12 protein-coding genes are annotated in these 15080 nt (G+C 52.0%); 11 read left to right on the forward strand and 1 reads right to left on the reverse strand.

Going from position 1 to position 15080, the window contains the following annotated elements:
- Nucleotides 1–160: 160 nt before the first annotated feature.
- On the reverse strand, nucleotides 161–1261 hold the full coding sequence (locus tag ACNRUY_RS22875; RefSeq protein ID WP_488113979.1) for a hypothetical protein: 1101 nt from the start codon (nucleotides 1259–1261) through the stop codon (nucleotides 161–163).
- A 230-nt stretch (nucleotides 1262–1491) separates the two neighbouring features.
- On the opposite strand from ACNRUY_RS22875, the gene miaA reads away from it, so the two are divergent.
- The 11 genes from miaA (at nucleotide 1492) to ACNRUY_RS22930 (ending at nucleotide 14404) form a co-directional block, all read left to right on the forward strand.
- Entirely contained in the window at nucleotides 1492–2481 is a 990-nt protein-coding gene (gene miaA, locus ACNRUY_RS22880; protein ID WP_488113980.1) for a tRNA (adenosine(37)-N6)-dimethylallyltransferase MiaA, read from the forward strand.
- A 251-nt stretch (nucleotides 2482–2732) separates the two neighbouring features.
- Entirely contained in the window at nucleotides 2733–2981 is a 249-nt protein-coding gene (gene hfq, locus ACNRUY_RS22885) for an RNA chaperone Hfq (protein WP_488113981.1), read from the forward strand.
- A gap of 231 nt (nucleotides 2982–3212) precedes the next feature.
- Nucleotides 3213–4505, forward strand: coding sequence for a ribosome rescue GTPase HflX (hflX, locus tag ACNRUY_RS22890; RefSeq protein ID WP_488113982.1), 1293 nt, complete (start codon nucleotides 3213–3215; stop codon nucleotides 4503–4505).
- 210 nt (nucleotides 4506–4715) lie between these two features.
- Nucleotides 4716–5222, forward strand: a complete 507-nt coding sequence (locus tag ACNRUY_RS22895) for a bacteriohemerythrin (protein WP_488113983.1) — start codon at nucleotides 4716–4718, stop codon at nucleotides 5220–5222.
- A 402-nt stretch (nucleotides 5223–5624) separates the two neighbouring features.
- Nucleotides 5625–6797, forward strand: coding sequence for an FtsH protease activity modulator HflK (gene hflK / locus ACNRUY_RS22900; protein WP_488113984.1), 1173 nt, complete (start codon nucleotides 5625–5627; stop codon nucleotides 6795–6797).
- Nucleotides 6794–7669, forward strand: coding sequence for a protease modulator HflC (gene hflC, locus ACNRUY_RS22905; protein WP_488113985.1), 876 nt, complete (start codon nucleotides 6794–6796; stop codon nucleotides 7667–7669). Before hflK ends, hflC begins: the two co-directional genes overlap by 4 nt.
- A 111-nt stretch (nucleotides 7670–7780) precedes the next feature.
- Nucleotides 7781–7993, forward strand: a complete 213-nt coding sequence (locus ACNRUY_RS22910) for a DUF2065 domain-containing protein (protein WP_488113986.1) — start codon at nucleotides 7781–7783, stop codon at nucleotides 7991–7993.
- 125 nt (nucleotides 7994–8118) lie between these two features.
- Nucleotides 8119–9300, forward strand: coding sequence for an ATP phosphoribosyltransferase regulatory subunit (locus ACNRUY_RS22915; RefSeq protein WP_488113987.1), 1182 nt, complete (start codon nucleotides 8119–8121; stop codon nucleotides 9298–9300).
- A 139-nt stretch (nucleotides 9301–9439) separates the two neighbouring features.
- Complete coding sequence (locus tag ACNRUY_RS22920) at nucleotides 9440–10732, forward strand: adenylosuccinate synthase (RefSeq protein ID WP_488113988.1); 1293 nt, start codon at nucleotides 9440–9442, stop codon at nucleotides 10730–10732.
- 350 nt (nucleotides 10733–11082) lie between these two features.
- Nucleotides 11083–13695, forward strand: a complete 2613-nt coding sequence (gene rnr / locus ACNRUY_RS22925; RefSeq protein ID WP_488113989.1) for a ribonuclease R — start codon at nucleotides 11083–11085, stop codon at nucleotides 13693–13695.
- A 160-nt stretch (nucleotides 13696–13855) separates the two neighbouring features.
- A complete protein-coding gene (locus ACNRUY_RS22930; RefSeq protein ID WP_488113990.1) occupies nucleotides 13856–14404 on the forward strand; it encodes a porin family protein in 549 nt (182 codons plus the stop codon).
- Nucleotides 14405–15080 lie beyond the last annotated feature (676 nt).

Here is a 15080-nt window from a genome sequence, read left to right on the forward strand (position 1 = left end):
CCGGAAATACCTTGTGCATCACCGGCAATGGGTGAGGGCGGCAGAGTTTTATGGAGGACACCGATCTGCTCTGGGGACATCATGGGTATGGACTTCAGGATGTCTTGGAATTGCTGAGGTTTCATGGCTGGAACTCCACTTTACACGACAATTCTCATGCTCAGGGAGTATAGACCATGTTAGCAACATTTAATTTGAACAGCGCCGGTAATGCCTGTTTGGCTTTTTTCTGCTCTCTGGGAGTGGTGGCTTGAACCTGGTCTTCTACACGGGGTTTAACCTGGGTAGCGGGCTCTTGCTTCGGCTCAGGGGCTTTAAGTGCCTGTTGTTTTCTGGCCAGGGCTTTTGGTGGAAGGGGGAGTGGCCGTTTGACCGGCTCTTTTTTATCAGGATAGGGTTGATGTGGCGTGTGGGTCGTTTCTGCTTCAAGCAGATTGACGGCTTCAAGAAAAGGCATGAGCACACTTTTAATGTTAGAGGTTTGTTCATTAACGCGTTTCATCTGTGCCGATGCGTCGACCGGGGAGTCGGTTTCAATATCCAGCTTTACCAGGCTGGTGCCAGCGGATATGGCAAATGTCTGGCTATCCAGGTTTTTCCCCTGGACATGTTTCTCGTCTATCAGTTGGCACATAGAGCAGATCTCAAGGATCAACCCTTTATGGTACTCTTTTTTGCCAGCCAGAAGCTGGCGGGTGGCACCCAGAAATAACGGGTGTCTCTCAGGTTGTTGCTCCCCGGCTGCCTTCAGGTTCTGAAAAGCTTCAATGACAGGAAGGAACTCGTTGTACTGAATCACTTCTTCATTTCTCAGCTGCCCTTTAAACGCGCTGGAGCAGGCTTTCGGGTCTTTCAGATCTTCTGGCGTCAAATGCACGGATCCCATTTTTTTGATCAAATCCGTGACTTTGTGGGTAACACCGCAATCTCTGAGAATGTGTTGCTCCTGCTGGCTAATGCCTGACCTCAGCCTTGTGATGAGCTTTTTCATATTACTGATCATCAGGGTTTCACGGTCAAACCCCTGAAGCTGGAGGCTCTTCTTCTCAAGCCAAAGGCCAAGTCTGCTCCTCTGGGGGGTTAAGATTTGTCCCAGGCGGATCAGGCAGAATTGCAAAGGCGCTTCAGAGAGCGCTTTTTTTAAGCCTCGTTCTTTAAGTGGCGTCTCTTTGACAGCGGAAGGTTGCAGTTGTAATAGCCCTCGTGACAGGGGGGGGGCGGGGTTGGGTGTGTCTTTGAAAGGCTTTTCCCTGAAGCTCATCCTCTTCTTCCGGGATCGGGCTGAGCTGAACATCCGGAGGTTCTGGAGGTTGCCAGGTTTCAGGGGTCTCTCGGGGGCTGTTTTCCGTTTTCATGGGGAGGGTCTTATTTTTGGGACAATAGTTTTAATCTAGCAAAAATACGGGAACCTCCCGGTGGGATGTGGGTCGAATACGGGTTCCGGAATCCGATACAATTCTCTATCCGCTGTAGACAGGTGATGATGACATAATGCCCCAGGCCCAGATTGAACATAAAACCCCCATGGTAACCGGTGAGCAACAAGAAAAGGCACTGCCTCCGGCCCTGTTCCTGATGGGACCTACCGCCTCTGGTAAAACGGATCTGGCGGTCTCTCTGTGTGAATCCATGCCCTGTGAAATCATCAGTGTCGACTCCGCACTGGTCTACAAAGGCATGGATATCGGAACGGCCAAACCGGATGCAGGGCTCCTGGCCAGAGCTCCCCACCACCTGATTGACATACTGGACCCCTCCAGGGCGTATTCGGCAGCGGAATTCCGAAGAGATGCCATCGCTTTGATGACGGATATCACATCCCGCGGTAGAGTGCCTTTACTGGTCGGGGGGACCATGATGTATTTCAAGGTACTACGGGACGGAATGGCGAAGCTGCCCCCCGCAGATCCCATAGTCCGCCAGGAGTTGCTTGAGAAAGCTGAACAGAATGGCTGGGATGAGATGCACCGTTGGCTGGCTGACGTTGACCCGGAGTCAGCCCTGAGAATTCGTGCCAGTGATACCCAGCGCCTTCAGAGAGCTCTGGAAGTGTATGTGCTGACGGGAGCGCCTTTGTCCCGTTGGCACCGGGAGCAGCAGCAGGAAAGCCTACCCTGGCAGGTTGTCAGTCTTGCCGTTGCGCCAGAGCAGAGATCGGTTCTCCATGAACGTATTGCGCTCCGGTTTCAGCAAATGCTGGATAGCGGGTTTATCCAGGAAGTGGAGCAGCTGTTCAGCCGGGGGGATCTGGAAGTGTCCATGCCTTCGGTTCGATCTGTGGGCTATCGCCAGGCCTGGGCTTACCTGTCTGGGGAACTTAGCTATGATGAGATGGTCGAAAAAGGCATCATCGCCACCCGGCAGCTGGCTAAAAGACAGTTGACCTGGTTACGGAGCTGGCCTGATATTCACTGGCTTGATACTTTATCAAATAACCTGTTAGAGGACGCCTTGAAAGTTATCAATGATGCCCTTAAATAGGATAATTAAATAAAGTGGTACTTTAGAGCCTGTAATAGTTCCTGCAGGTCTTGAAGGAGTAGCTAGTATTACTTATTGAGTGAGGTGGGGGGTTAGCTTAATGTGAGCCAGCATTTCACAGGCTGTACATAGATTGAACAATGGCATAAATTGAACAATGAACAGTGGCACAGCCGGTCAAGTGAATAGTCCTCCCCCTGCAAGTGAAACAAGGCTATTCAAAAACCCGAGAATTAATAAGGAGTACAGAAATGTCAAAAGGGCATTCTCTACAAGACCCTTACCTGAATGTGCTGCGTAAAGAGCGCGTACCGGTTTCTATCTACCTGGTTAATGGTATCAAGCTTCAGGGGCAGATCGAATCATTTGATCAGTTCGTTATCCTTCTCAAGAACACTGTCAGCCAGATGGTGTATAAGCACGCCGTTTCTACAGTCGTGCCCAGCCGTCCTGTTCGCCTGCCAATGCAGGGCACTGAACAGCAGCCTGAACACGAATAACTCTGTATAATGCATCTTGAGGGCGTTTGGAGCCTGTCGGACTTACGACAATTTCGGCCTAAAATCCAGAAAGAACGGCCCAATTTTTCGATGAATTCGATTGAATAGGTCAGCTATTCGCACGAATCCATCGAAAAATTTGACTCGTTCTACTGGATTTTATGCTCGAAAGCATAAGCCCGTCAGGCTCCTTGAGCGCCTTTAGGTGTTCTATTACTCAGGAGTTGTTGTTTGTTTTTTGACCGCCATGAGGGTGGAGAGCGCGCTGTACTTGTTCATCTGGATTTGAACGATGACAGGGAGCGTGAGGATCCCCAGGAGTTCATGGAGCTTGCCCGCTCTGCCGGTGTAGAGTCTTCTGCGTTTATCAACGCAGGCTGCAAGCAGCCCAATCCCCGCTTTTTTGTTGGCCCCGGCAAGGTTGACGAAATACGACAGCTGGTTGTACTGCATGACGTGGATGTTGTGCTGTTCAATCACGCCCTATCCCCCAGCCAGGAACGCAACCTTGAGAAAGAGCTCAAGTGCCGCGTTATTGACCGGACCGGTCTGATCCTTGATATTTTCGCCCAGAGAGCCCGAACGTTTGAAGGGAAGCTTCAGGTTGAGCTGGCCCAGCTTCAACACATGAGTACCCGACTGGTTCGTGGCTGGACTCACCTTGAGCGGCAAAAAGGCGGGATCGGCCTGAGAGGGCCCGGTGAAACCCAGCTGGAAACCGACCGCCGCCTGTTAAGGGCCCGAATCAAAAGCATTACCCGTCGACTGGACAAAGTCCGTCGCCAGCGTGAGCAGGGGCGCCGGTCAAGGCAGCGGGCTGAGGTGCCACAGGTTTCCCTGGTGGGTTACACCAATGCCGGCAAATCAACACTGTTCAACAGTGTCACTGAGTCCATTGTTTATGCAGCAGACCAGTTGTTTGCAACCCTGGACCCAACCCTGAGGCGACTTGAACTGGCCGATGTTGGCCCGGTGGTACTGGCAGATACGGTGGGTTTTATCCGCCATCTTCCCCACAAGCTGGTTGAAGCTTTTCGGGCAACCCTTGAGGAAACCCGCCAGGCGGATCTTTTGCTGCATGTCATCGACAGCCATGACCCGGAACGTCTGGACAATATTGAGCAGGTTCACTCTGTACTGAAAGAGATTGGGGCTGATGAGGTTCCAGTGCTTCAGGTTTACAACAAAATTGACCTGCTCGAAGGGGTTGAGCCAAAGATACAGCGTGATGACCAGGGGCGTCCGGTCAGGGTCTGGGCATCGGCTATTTCAGGGGCGGGCCTGGAGCTTGTGCAGCAGGCCATCATTGAGCTGCTGGCCGATGATATGCTTCAGGGGCAGCTCACCCTGAAGCCAGCCCAGGGAAAAATTCGGGCGCGTCTGTATAAGCTGGGCGCGATCCAGTCTGAGGCATACTCGGAAGAGGGTGATATTGTGCTGGATATCCGCCTGCCAAAACCAGACTTTGAAAGACTGTCCAAGCAGGAAGGTTTATCAGCGGGTTGTTTCAGTGCTCAGGTTTGAGTGTCTTTGTGGTTTGTTGATTTAGATCAATACCCCTTGCCAGTGAACTCTTCACTATTCCGGTCAGCTATTGGTTGAAGATTAATAGCTGACCAACTGAGGTGCTTTTTATAAAAAACGCTAGCAGCCTTCCTCCTGCACGATCCGTGCAGCTCGCTGTAATGCGCCATAAACAAAGCACTTTCATCTGAAGAGGAATGGACGATTGGTATGGTGAATCCGATATCCACTAAAAACAATACCACTGGAAACAATGCAATCATCGATGACCTTTTCCCCTGGTCGGACCAGCTCAGTGTGGGCATTGAAGAAATTGATGCCCAGCATAAAGTACTGGTGGACCTGCTCAATGAACTGCACCGTGCGATTTATGAACACAAAGGGTCTGAAACCGCTGCGGAAATTCTGGGACGCCTGATTGAATACACCCGGATCCACTTCACAGTGGAGGAATGCCTGATGCGGATTATGGGCTATCCCGCCTATGAAGAACACAAACAACATCACACCCAATTGATTGACCAGGTTCATGAGCTACATGAAAAAATACGAAAGGGTCAGCACATCAGTTTCGAGCTTCTCCACTTTCTGAAGGTCTGGTTGACCCGGCATATTATGGAAGAGGATCGGGAGTACGGTCCCTTTATGCTGTCGAAGGGGGTGGAGGCCACTTACAAGAAGCGCTCCTGGCTGGACCGGATTTTTCATCATGTCTGATTGGGGTGACATACAGCCTATTCGATGGGTGGGTTCAGAGTTATGTAAAGAGATTTGAGTGCGGTCTTTACCAATTCGGCTTGCGCTATTCGCTATCGAAACTCTACAATCTGGCTCGAGAGTTACCTTTGGTTCCTGTCCTTATGGGAGCTGAGCCAAAGCCGGTGGCAGGATTTCAACGCCCTTCGACTGATTGCATTTTTAATGCCTCTGTGATGGAGTGGACGTAAAGACCTTGATCCAGGGGGCTGTCCTTGAGTTTCAGCCCCGGAATGTCACGGTTTCCAGGCTTTCAGTCTGAAGGTGCGAACGGGCTGCCCTCCTGTGTTGGTCTGGTTACCGATCCAAGCCTTCAAGGGGAGCGAACCACAATTTATTGAAGCTGACTCTACGGAGACATATATGGCCTGGAACGAGCCGGGTGGAAATAATCAGGATCCATGGGGCGGTGGTAACAAAGGCGATAAGCAGGGACCACCCGACCTCGATGATGCTTTTCGCAAACTGCAGGATAAACTGAACTCGTTGTTTGGTGGTGGCCGAAAGGGGGGATCTGGCGGCAATGGCAACAGTGCCGGTTCGTCCTCTGGCATGCTGGTAGGCGTTCTGCTTCTGGCAGTAGTGGCTTACCTCTGGAACGCTGTTTACACCGTTGATGAAAAAGAGCGGGCCGTTATTCTCCGTTTTGGTCAGTATACAGAAACGGTGGGGCCGGGCCTGCATATGTACTTCCCACCTATTGATACAAAAATTCAGGAGAGGGTGACTGAACTTAGAACCTACAATCTCCGCCAGCACATGCTCACTGAAGATGAAAACATCGTTGAAGTGGCCATGTCCGTTCAATACAACATTGAGAACATCAAGGACTACGTACTGAATGTGGCCAAGCCCCTGGTTAGCCTTGAAGAGGCCACCCAGAGTGCCCTTCGTCACGTGGTGGGCAGCTCTGAAATGTACCAGGTTCTGACGGAAGGTCGTGAGACCATGGGGACAGACGTCCGTGATCGTCTGCAGGCCTATCTGGACAGTTATGGCACCGGTCTGAATGTCGCCAAGGTGAACGTAGAAAGTGCCCAGCCTCCCCGGGAAGTTCAGGCCGCTTTTGATGACGTTATCCGTGCCCGTGAAGATGAAGAGAGGGCTAAGAACAAAGCCCAGGTGTATGCCAATAAGATTGTTCCCGAGGCCCGTGGTCAGGCTCAGAGAGCCATTGAAGACGCCAACGGTTACCGGGATGAGATCATCGCCAAGGCAGAAGGTGAGGCGGACCGTTTCAACAAACTGCTTGGTGAATACAAACAGGCTCCGGATGTGACCCGTGAGCGTCTCTATCTGGAAACCGTTGAAAGTGTGTTAAGCAAAACCAATAAGGTGCTGGTGGATGTTGAAGGGGGCAATAACATGATGTATCTGCCTCTGGATAAACTGACCCAGGGCCATTCTGGCAGCAGTGCTTTGCCGCCCAGGCAGCTGTCCAGCCAGGAACTCAATGAGATTACCAGCCGGGTGACTGAAGAGTTGAACAAGCGTGTGAATACTTCACGGACCACCGGGGGGAGGGTTAGTCGATGAGCCAGAAAGCCTTCAGTGGTCTGATTATTGGCCTGGTATTAGTGATTCTCGCCTGGGGCAGCCTTTTTGTTGTCTCCGAGCGTGAACGTGCTGTGCAACTGCGTTTTGGTCAGGTGGTCAAGGAAAATATTGAGCCTGGCCTCCATGTCAAGATCCCCCTGGTGGACAAAGTCAGGGTTTTTGATGGACGTCTGCAGACGCTTGATGTGCCTTCCGAGCGTTTCCTGACCCTTGAGCAGAAAGCGGTGATTGTGGATTCCTACATCAAGTGGCGGATTCATGACGTTTATGCTTTTTACCGGGCGACGGCGGGTGATGTGTTTCGTGCCAATACTCTGCTGGCCCAGCGGGCAGAATCCAGGATGCGGAACAAGTTTGGTGGCCTTACGCTGAATGAAGTGGTCTCCGGTCAGCGGGATGAGCTGATGAAGGACATCACGGAGTCTCTGGACAGTGTTGCCCAGAAAGAACTTGGGGTCAGTGTCATGGATGTCCGGGTGAAGAAAATTGATCTTCCTCCGCAGGTCAGTGACTCGGTCTACGAGCGTATGTCCTCCGAACGGGAGAAGGAAGCCCAGGATTACCGTTCCCGTGGTCAGGAAATGGCCGAGGGCATCATGGCGAATGCGGATCGTGAAAAGCGGGTAACCCTGGCGGATGCTTATCGGCAGGCGGAGATGATTCGCGGTGAAGGTGATGCCAAAGCGGCAAACATCTATGCCTCTGCCTACCAGAAAGATCCCGAGTTTTATGCTTTCTACCGAAGCCTTCAGGCTTATAAAGAGAGCTTCCGGGACAGCGGGGATATCATGCTGCTGGAACCGAAAGGAGACTTTTTCCGCTACTTTAACCAGCAGAAAAAAGGCAAATAATGAACTCTTGCCAATAGAGTGGTAATATTGGGAAAACCGGGTCATGGCCCGGTTTTTTCGTGTGTGGGCTGCCAGCTTGAAACGGGCTGGCCTGCCTCCGGGAGTAAGGCTATGGATTTCGGTCAACAACTTTTGATCGCTTTCAGTCTGATGCTGGTGCTTGAGGGGATTATCCCTTTTCTCTACCCGGGCCGCTGGCGCCAACTGGTGGCCAGGCTGGCGGAGGTGGATGACCGGCAATTAAGGCTGGCGGGTATGGCCAGTATGCTGGTCGGTCTGGTTTTATCTATCTGGTTAACGGTTGATACCGCCGCAGGGTTATGACGGGGTGTCGTACCCACAGAGAAGAACAAGATTTTATTGAGGGCTGTTTCAGAACTCAGGGCTGTTTTTGGGCTCATGGCTGTTTCAGAACTCAGGGCTGTTAACGGTAAAAAAGAGAGGCTGTTATGACCGTCGCTGATCGCTGGCTCCTGCCTGACGGAATCGAAGAAATTCTGCCTGAAGGAGCGCGCTGTGCGGAAATGCTCAGACGCGACATGCTGGATCTGTTTGACCGCTGGGGCTACCAGCTGGTGATTCCTCCCCATCTGGAGTTTATGGAATCTCTGACAGCCGGCGTTGGTCATGACCTGGATCTGCAAACCTTCAAGGTAACGGATCAGCTGACAGGCCGGACGATGGGGCTGCGAGCCGATACGACTCCGGCGGTAGCCCGAATGGATGCCCACACATTGAAAGAGGAAGGCCCAACCCGGCTTTGCTATGCGGGCAGTGTGTTTCACGCCCGCCCTGCTTCACTGGGTGCTTCCCGCTCTCCCATCCAGCTGGGGGCGGAACTTTACGGGCACTCCGGTGTGGAAAGTGATCTTGAGGTCATTTCCCTGATGCTGGAAACGCTGGCAAAAGTGGATGCCGGTCAGGTCAGTCTGGATCTTGGGCATGTTCGCATTTTCCGGGAGCTGTCGACTTTTGCTGGATTATCAGAGATCCAGGAACAGGAGCTGTTTGATGCCCTTCAGCGCAAGGCCGCTGGGGAAATTGAACACCTGTTGTCTGTGTGGTCAGTAAACCCTGTGCCTGGGGCCATGCTGATGGCTCTGGTGCGCCTTGCTGGTGGTATTGAAGTCCTGGAGCAGGCCCGTATTGAGTTGAAGGAAGCGCCGGAAGAGGTGGCCTGTGCTCTGGACGAACTGGAGGCCATCGCCAGAGAAATCTCTGAGCTGTATCCCTCCGTCGGCTTTTACTTCGACCTGGGAGAGCTCAGGGGCTATAACTATCACACCGGTGTCGTGTTTGCTGCCTATGTGCCAGGCCAGGGGCAGGCGGTTGCCAAAGGCGGCCGTTACGACGGCATTGGTGAAGTGTTTGGCAGGGCCAGGCCCGCCACAGGCTTCAGTACCGACTTGAAAGTACTGATGGCCTTGATGCCAGACACACTGTATGAACGAAACGAGCGCAAGACCGTATTCGCTCCTGTTGATGCCGATGCCGCCACTGTGCAGGCGTTGCGTCGACAGGGTGAAAGGGTAGTCAGACAGCTGCCCGGACAAGAGACAGAAGCAGCGGGAATGGGTTGCAGCCATCAGCTGATCTGCCATGACGGTGAATGGTTGGCTGAGCCTCTTTAAAACGACTTTGAGCATTTGATTTGCTTTTAAATAGTCGTGATGGTTGGCAACCTGTTGCCGTATAGATTCCGCTTTCGGCGGAAATGAAGTTAAGTATGCAGCCTGGGCTGCATTGCATTGAAATCAAGAGACCAATTCCATGGGTAAGACTGTTGTCGTACTGGGCACCCAGTGGGGTGATGAAGGTAAAGGCAAAATTGTCGACCTGCTCACCGAGCAGGCGGAAGCGGTGGTTCGCTTTCAGGGCGGCCACAATGCCGGACACACCCTCGTTATTGACGGCGAGAAGACCGTTCTTCATCTGATTCCTTCCGGTATTCTCCGCGAAGGGGTTGTCTGCTACATCGGGAACGGTGTTGTGCTGTCTCCACAAGCGCTGCTGAAAGAGATGAAGCAGCTGGAAGAGAGTGGCGTGCCTGTTCGTGAGCGGCTGAAGCTGAGCCCGGCCTGCCCGCTGATCCTCCCTTATCATGTTGCCCTTGATCAGGCCCGTGAACTGGCCCGTGGTGAAGCCAAGATCGGTACTACCGGTCGTGGTATTGGACCCGCTTACGAAGACAAAGTGGCCCGCCGGGGTCTGCGGGTTGCCGATCTGCTGCACCCTGAGCGGTTTGCCAAAAAACTGAAGGAAGTGATGGAGTACCATAACTTTGCCCTTCAGCATTACTACAAGGCGGAGCCGGTGGACTACCAGGCAGTCCTGGATGAGACCATGGCCATGGCCAGAGAACTGGTGCCCATGGTTGAGCGCGTGCCAGACCGTCTCCACGAGCACCATGACAAGGGTGATCACATCCTGTTTGAAGGGGCCCAGGGCTCTCTGCTGGATATTGACCACGGTACCTATCCGTTTGTGACCTCTTCCAACACCACCGCTGGAGGAACTTCCACCGGGTCTGGTTTCGGTCCTCTGTACCTGGATTATGTGCTGGGTATTACCAAGGCCTACACCACCCGGGTGGGTTCTGGTCCTTTCCCCACTGAACTGGATGATGAAAACGGTCGTCACCTGGCGGAAAAAGGTCATGAGTTTGGTGCCACTACCGGTCGTCCCCGTCGCTGTGGCTGGTTTGATGCGGTTGCCCTGAAACAGGCTATCCAGATTAACTCCGTGACCGGTCTCTGTCTGACCAAACTGGATGTGCTCGACGGCCTGGAGACCATTCGTATCTGTGTGGGTTACCGCAATGCCGAAGGTGAGTCCATCACGACTCCCGTGGATGTTGAAGAGTACGAAGCGCTGGAGCCGGTTTATGAGGAAATGCCAGGCTGGACTGAATCCACCTTTGGTGTGAAAAGTGTTGAAGAGTTGCCAGCCAATGCCCGGGCTTATATCAAGCGCCTGGAAGCAGTGACTGGAGCGCCTATTGATATCATCTCTACCGGCCCGGACCGGGTTGAGACGATTATTCTGCGTCAGCCTTTCTCCTGATCGAACCAGGGCAGGTCGGTTTCCTGAAGGGAAGCCGACGGGGTCTTCGGACCCCTTCTCCATCATTTCCCTCCAAAGCAAGCTGTCCCAGGCCTTGCTTTCGTCTTTTGCTGGTACCATCCTGTTACTATGTTCTAAACAGTGCTGAAATAGTGACGCCTGTCAGAACACCGTATTTTTAACGACGAAGAGAGATTGATTAACACATTGAACAACAAGAAACGCTTTTCTTTCTGGCCAGAAGGCTTCCTTAAAAAAGGGTCAACAGCCCTGAGCCGATCAAAAGCCGTGAGCCAGTTGCAAGAATTAAGCATTGATTTCTATTTCCCCCAAGAGGTGCAATAACCCAAATGTCAAAAGGGTGGAAACAACGGGACAGCCATGCGGCCCAGGAAGCGGAGCGTTACGAAAACCCGATTCCAAGCCGTCTCTATATTATGGAGCTTCTCGAGCAGAGAGGGGCTCCTGCCAGCCACCGGGTATTGTGCCGGGAACTCGGGGTTGAACAGGACGAGCAGAAGGAAGCTCTGATGTTCCGGCTTAAGGCCATGATCCGCGATGGTCAGCTTCTGCAGAACCGCAAAGGGGCTTTTGCCCTGGTGAGCAAGCTGGACCTGATTCACGGGAGAGTCCAGGGCAATAAAGATGGTTTTGGCTTTTTAATTCCTGACGACAAGAGCGATGACCTGTACCTGTCCCCCCGGGAAATGCGTCAGCTGTTTGATGGCGACCGGGCGGTGGTACGGGAATCAGGCACAGACCACCGTGGTCGCCGGGAAGCTCAGCTGGTGGAAGTGATTGAAAGAAACACCACCCAGGTGGTGGGTCGCTATTACACCGAATCCGGTGCCGCTTACCTGGTTCCGGAAAACCCGCGCATCAGCCGGGAGATTATCGTCCAGCCTGGTCCGTTAATGCCCACGGAAGGTCAGTATGTGCTGCTGGAAATCACCGAGCAGCCCGGTCGTCGGACCATGCCCACGGGGATCATCAAGGAAATTCTCGGGGATAGGGCCGATGCTGGGATGGAAGTGGATGTAGCGGTTCGCACCCATAATATTCCCCATAGCTGGCCGGAAGACGTTGAGAAGCAGTGCCAGCGTTTTACTCCAGAAGTCAAGGAGCAGGACAAGGCTAACCGGGTGGACTTGCGGGAGACTCCGTTCGTTACCATTGATGGGGAAGATGCCCGGGACTTTGACGATGCGGTTTACTGTGAACCGAAAAAAAGCGGTGGCTGGCGCCTTTATGTGGCCATTGCCGATGTCTCCCATTATGTGAAGCCCGCTTCGGCGTTGGATAAGGAAGCCCGGAACCGGGGAACCTCGGTGTACTTTCCTGGTCATGTGATTCCCATGTTGCCGGAAGTTCTCTCCAACGGGCTCTGCTCCCTGAATCCGGAAGTGGATCGTCTGGCCATGGTCTGTGAGATGACCATCAGTTCCCGGGGTAAGCTATCCAGCTACCGGTTTTATGAAGGCCTGATTCGCTCCCATGCCCGGCTGACCTATACCGGTGTCTGGGAGATGCTGGACACGCCCCTCAGTGACCAGGGTAAAAAGCTGCGCCGTCAGTACCGGACACTGGTACCGCATATTGAGCAGCTATACAGTCTCTACAAAACCCTGGTGTCCGTGAGAGCCGATCGGGGCACCATTGATTTTGATACCGTAGAAACGCAGATTATTTTCGGGCGTAACCGGAAAATTGAGCAGATTGTTCCGACCCAGCGTAATGATGCCCATAAGCTGATTGAAGAGTGCATGCTGTGTGCCAATGTGTCCGCCGCCCGTTTTCTTGAGAAGCACGATCTGCCAGGGCTCTACCGGGTGCATGAAGGGCCAACCCTGGAAAAACGGCTCAATCTGAACAGCTTCCTGGGCAGCCTCGGATTGTCAGTGCCTTCGGGAAAGATCAAACCGAAAGATATCCAGGCTCTGATGTTAAAGGTCAGGGATCGCCCGGATTTCCATGTAATCCAGACCGTGGTTCTGCGGTCCATGAGTCAGGCGGTTTATACCGGCGATAACCAGGGGCACTTTGGCCTGGCCTTTAAAGCCTATGCCCATTTTACGTCGCCCATTCGGCGGTATCCTGATCTTCTGGTGCATCGCGCCATTCGTCATATTATCCGTTGTGACCGTCCTTCAAAGCAGGTCCGGCGGGTGGACGCCAGGCCTATTGATAAAAAGAAAATCTATCCCTATGGGACAGAGGATATTCACACCCTTGGAGAGCACTGCTCTGCCACTGAGCGGCGGGCTGACCTGGCTACCCGTGATGCCATGGACTGGCTGAAGTGCGATTACATGCAGCAGCATATTGGCCAGACATTTACCGGAGTGGTCTCGGCAGTAACGGGTTTTGGCCTGTTCGTTGAGCTCAGGGATGTGTTTGTTGAGGGGTTGGTGCATGTGACCAGCCTGCCAGACGACTATTATCACTACGATAATGTTCACCACCGAATGCGGGGGGAAAGAACCGGGCGGTCCTATGGGCTGGGGGATGAGCTGGAAGTCATTGTCAGCCGGGTTGATCTGGATGACAAGAAAATTGATTTTGAGCTGGTGTCCACCCTTCGTCAGGCTCAGGGAAGAGGTCGTTCCGGCACGGGACCAAAGAAATCGGCCAAGTCAACAAAGCCATCGGGCAGTGCGGCGCTTGGCAGTCGGTTTAAGTCTGCTGCAGCCAAGGCAAAACTTCTGAGGGAAGCCAGGGCAGCCCAGGAAGCGGCGGAAGGCCGTTCTTCCAGTGAGGAGAAGACGCCTGCGGGCAAGAAACCGGTGAAAAAAAGAGGGAAGAAAAGTACTGGCAAGGGAAAGCCAAAGCCGACCCGGGCGGTCAAAAAGAAAGCAGTGGTTCGTAAGAAAAAGGCAAAAGCCAAACCGGCTGCTGGTAAATCAAAACCGGCTACAAAGCCGAAAAGCAGTGGTCGTCAGCCTCGGAAGCGGAAGCCTTCTTGACGCTTATGAACGTGAGCCAAGCCCCTGGTATGGCTCACGTTCACCGTCATTTTTTATTTCTTTAAGTTATTAATGATAGTGATTGATATTCTTTATATTGCAAATTAAGATGGTTTGGCGTTATTACACGTCATATGTTGTTTATATATTGAGCGAAATAATGAGAAATAAACTATTAGCTGCACTGGTTGTATCGGCCCTTCCATCACTGGGGTTGGCTGATGCCTATATTGGGGGAAATTACTCGAACTTCACCTATGAAGATCCGCTCACAGAGAGCGCAAACCTTGACTACAGTCCTTCTGCAGTCAGCTTCACAGGGGGATACGAGTTTAATGACTACTTCGCCGTTGAGGGTCGATTTGGTGTGGGTTCAGGGGATGATACAAAAACCCTTTCCGTCAATGGAAATGCTACAGATTTAGCTCTCAAGGTTGATTACTACTATGGCGCTTACTTTCGGGCAATTGCCCCGGTGGGTGACCATTTTTACCCCTATGTGATTGCCGGTGTCACCCGGACTAAGCTTGAGGGCAGTGTGCCTGGGCTGTTCAGTGTTTCAGATTCTGGTTCGGATATATCCTATGGTGTGGGTGCTGATGTTCGATTGAATGATTCATTTTCTCTCAATGTTGAGTATATGAATCTGTATAATAAGTCGGATATCAAAATATTCGGATGGAGCTTTGGCGCCAAATACCGTTTCTGATTCTGCATAACTTGAAGGAAGGTTCTCCTTCCTTCTTTTTTAAGGCGCACTCCTGTTAATCTCCCTCATTATTCTTTTTGAGGATTAGGTTCTCCGTTAGCTTTACCCTCCACCGTGAACTTACTGGCCTATGTTGGGTCAAATGCTCGTTAATACTAATTTTCGTGATCTGATTGCCATTTTGAAAATTTGGTCTAGTAATAGGGGACTGGATTTTTATTATATGAGAGGTGTTTTATGCGAGTAGTTCAAAGTGTTTTTAGGTGCTGTGCCAGTATTTTATTGACCCTTGTGGTTTTTAATGGTCTTCAGGCAGGGGAGCTTGACCAGCCAGCAAAACAAAATCTCTGTTTTATGGATATATCCCAGAGGGCTTTGTCAGAACAAGAGGTAAAGCTCTATTCTAATAAGTTTGCTGTATTGAATGAGAATTCAATCACTGTTGGAGTAACGGGATCTGATACAAATGATTACGGCAATTCTATTCTTGTATTCAAGCCATGGCATCATGGTGACAACAGTTATAACAACTTTTCTTGGCTCAAGGGTCAGGGCAAAAACATGATCAAGAATCAATCAGCCCAAGCACTTTCATCATATAGTCTTCATCCCAGCCACAGGTTTTACGTTTGTTCTTGATACCAGCCTTCACTGAAGTATCAAGCTTGAGAAGGTT

This window comes from Endozoicomonas sp. Z74, assembly GCF_057680865.1.

Coding starts and splice junctions, on each gene's coding strand:
- rnr (WP_488113989.1), top strand. CDS start 11,083: ATGTCAAAAGGGTGGAAACAACGGGACAGCCATGCGGCCCAGGAAGCG.
- hflK (WP_488113984.1), top strand. CDS start 5,625: ATGGCCTGGAACGAGCCGGGTGGAAATAATCAGGATCCATGGGGCGGT.
- ACNRUY_RS22875 (WP_488113979.1), bottom strand. CDS start 1,261: ATGAGCTTCAGGGAAAAGCCTTTCAAAGACACACCCAACCCCGCCCCC.
- hfq (WP_488113981.1), top strand. CDS start 2,733: ATGTCAAAAGGGCATTCTCTACAAGACCCTTACCTGAATGTGCTGCGT.
- ACNRUY_RS22895 (WP_488113983.1), top strand. CDS start 4,716: ATGGTGAATCCGATATCCACTAAAAACAATACCACTGGAAACAATGCA.
- ACNRUY_RS22915 (WP_488113987.1), top strand. CDS start 8,119: ATGACCGTCGCTGATCGCTGGCTCCTGCCTGACGGAATCGAAGAAATT.
- ACNRUY_RS22920 (WP_488113988.1), top strand. CDS start 9,440: ATGGGTAAGACTGTTGTCGTACTGGGCACCCAGTGGGGTGATGAAGGT.
- miaA (WP_488113980.1), top strand. CDS start 1,492: ATGCCCCAGGCCCAGATTGAACATAAAACCCCCATGGTAACCGGTGAG.
- hflC (WP_488113985.1), top strand. CDS start 6,794: ATGAGCCAGAAAGCCTTCAGTGGTCTGATTATTGGCCTGGTATTAGTG.
- ACNRUY_RS22910 (WP_488113986.1), top strand. CDS start 7,781: ATGGATTTCGGTCAACAACTTTTGATCGCTTTCAGTCTGATGCTGGTG.
- ACNRUY_RS22930 (WP_488113990.1), top strand. CDS start 13,856: ATGAGAAATAAACTATTAGCTGCACTGGTTGTATCGGCCCTTCCATCA.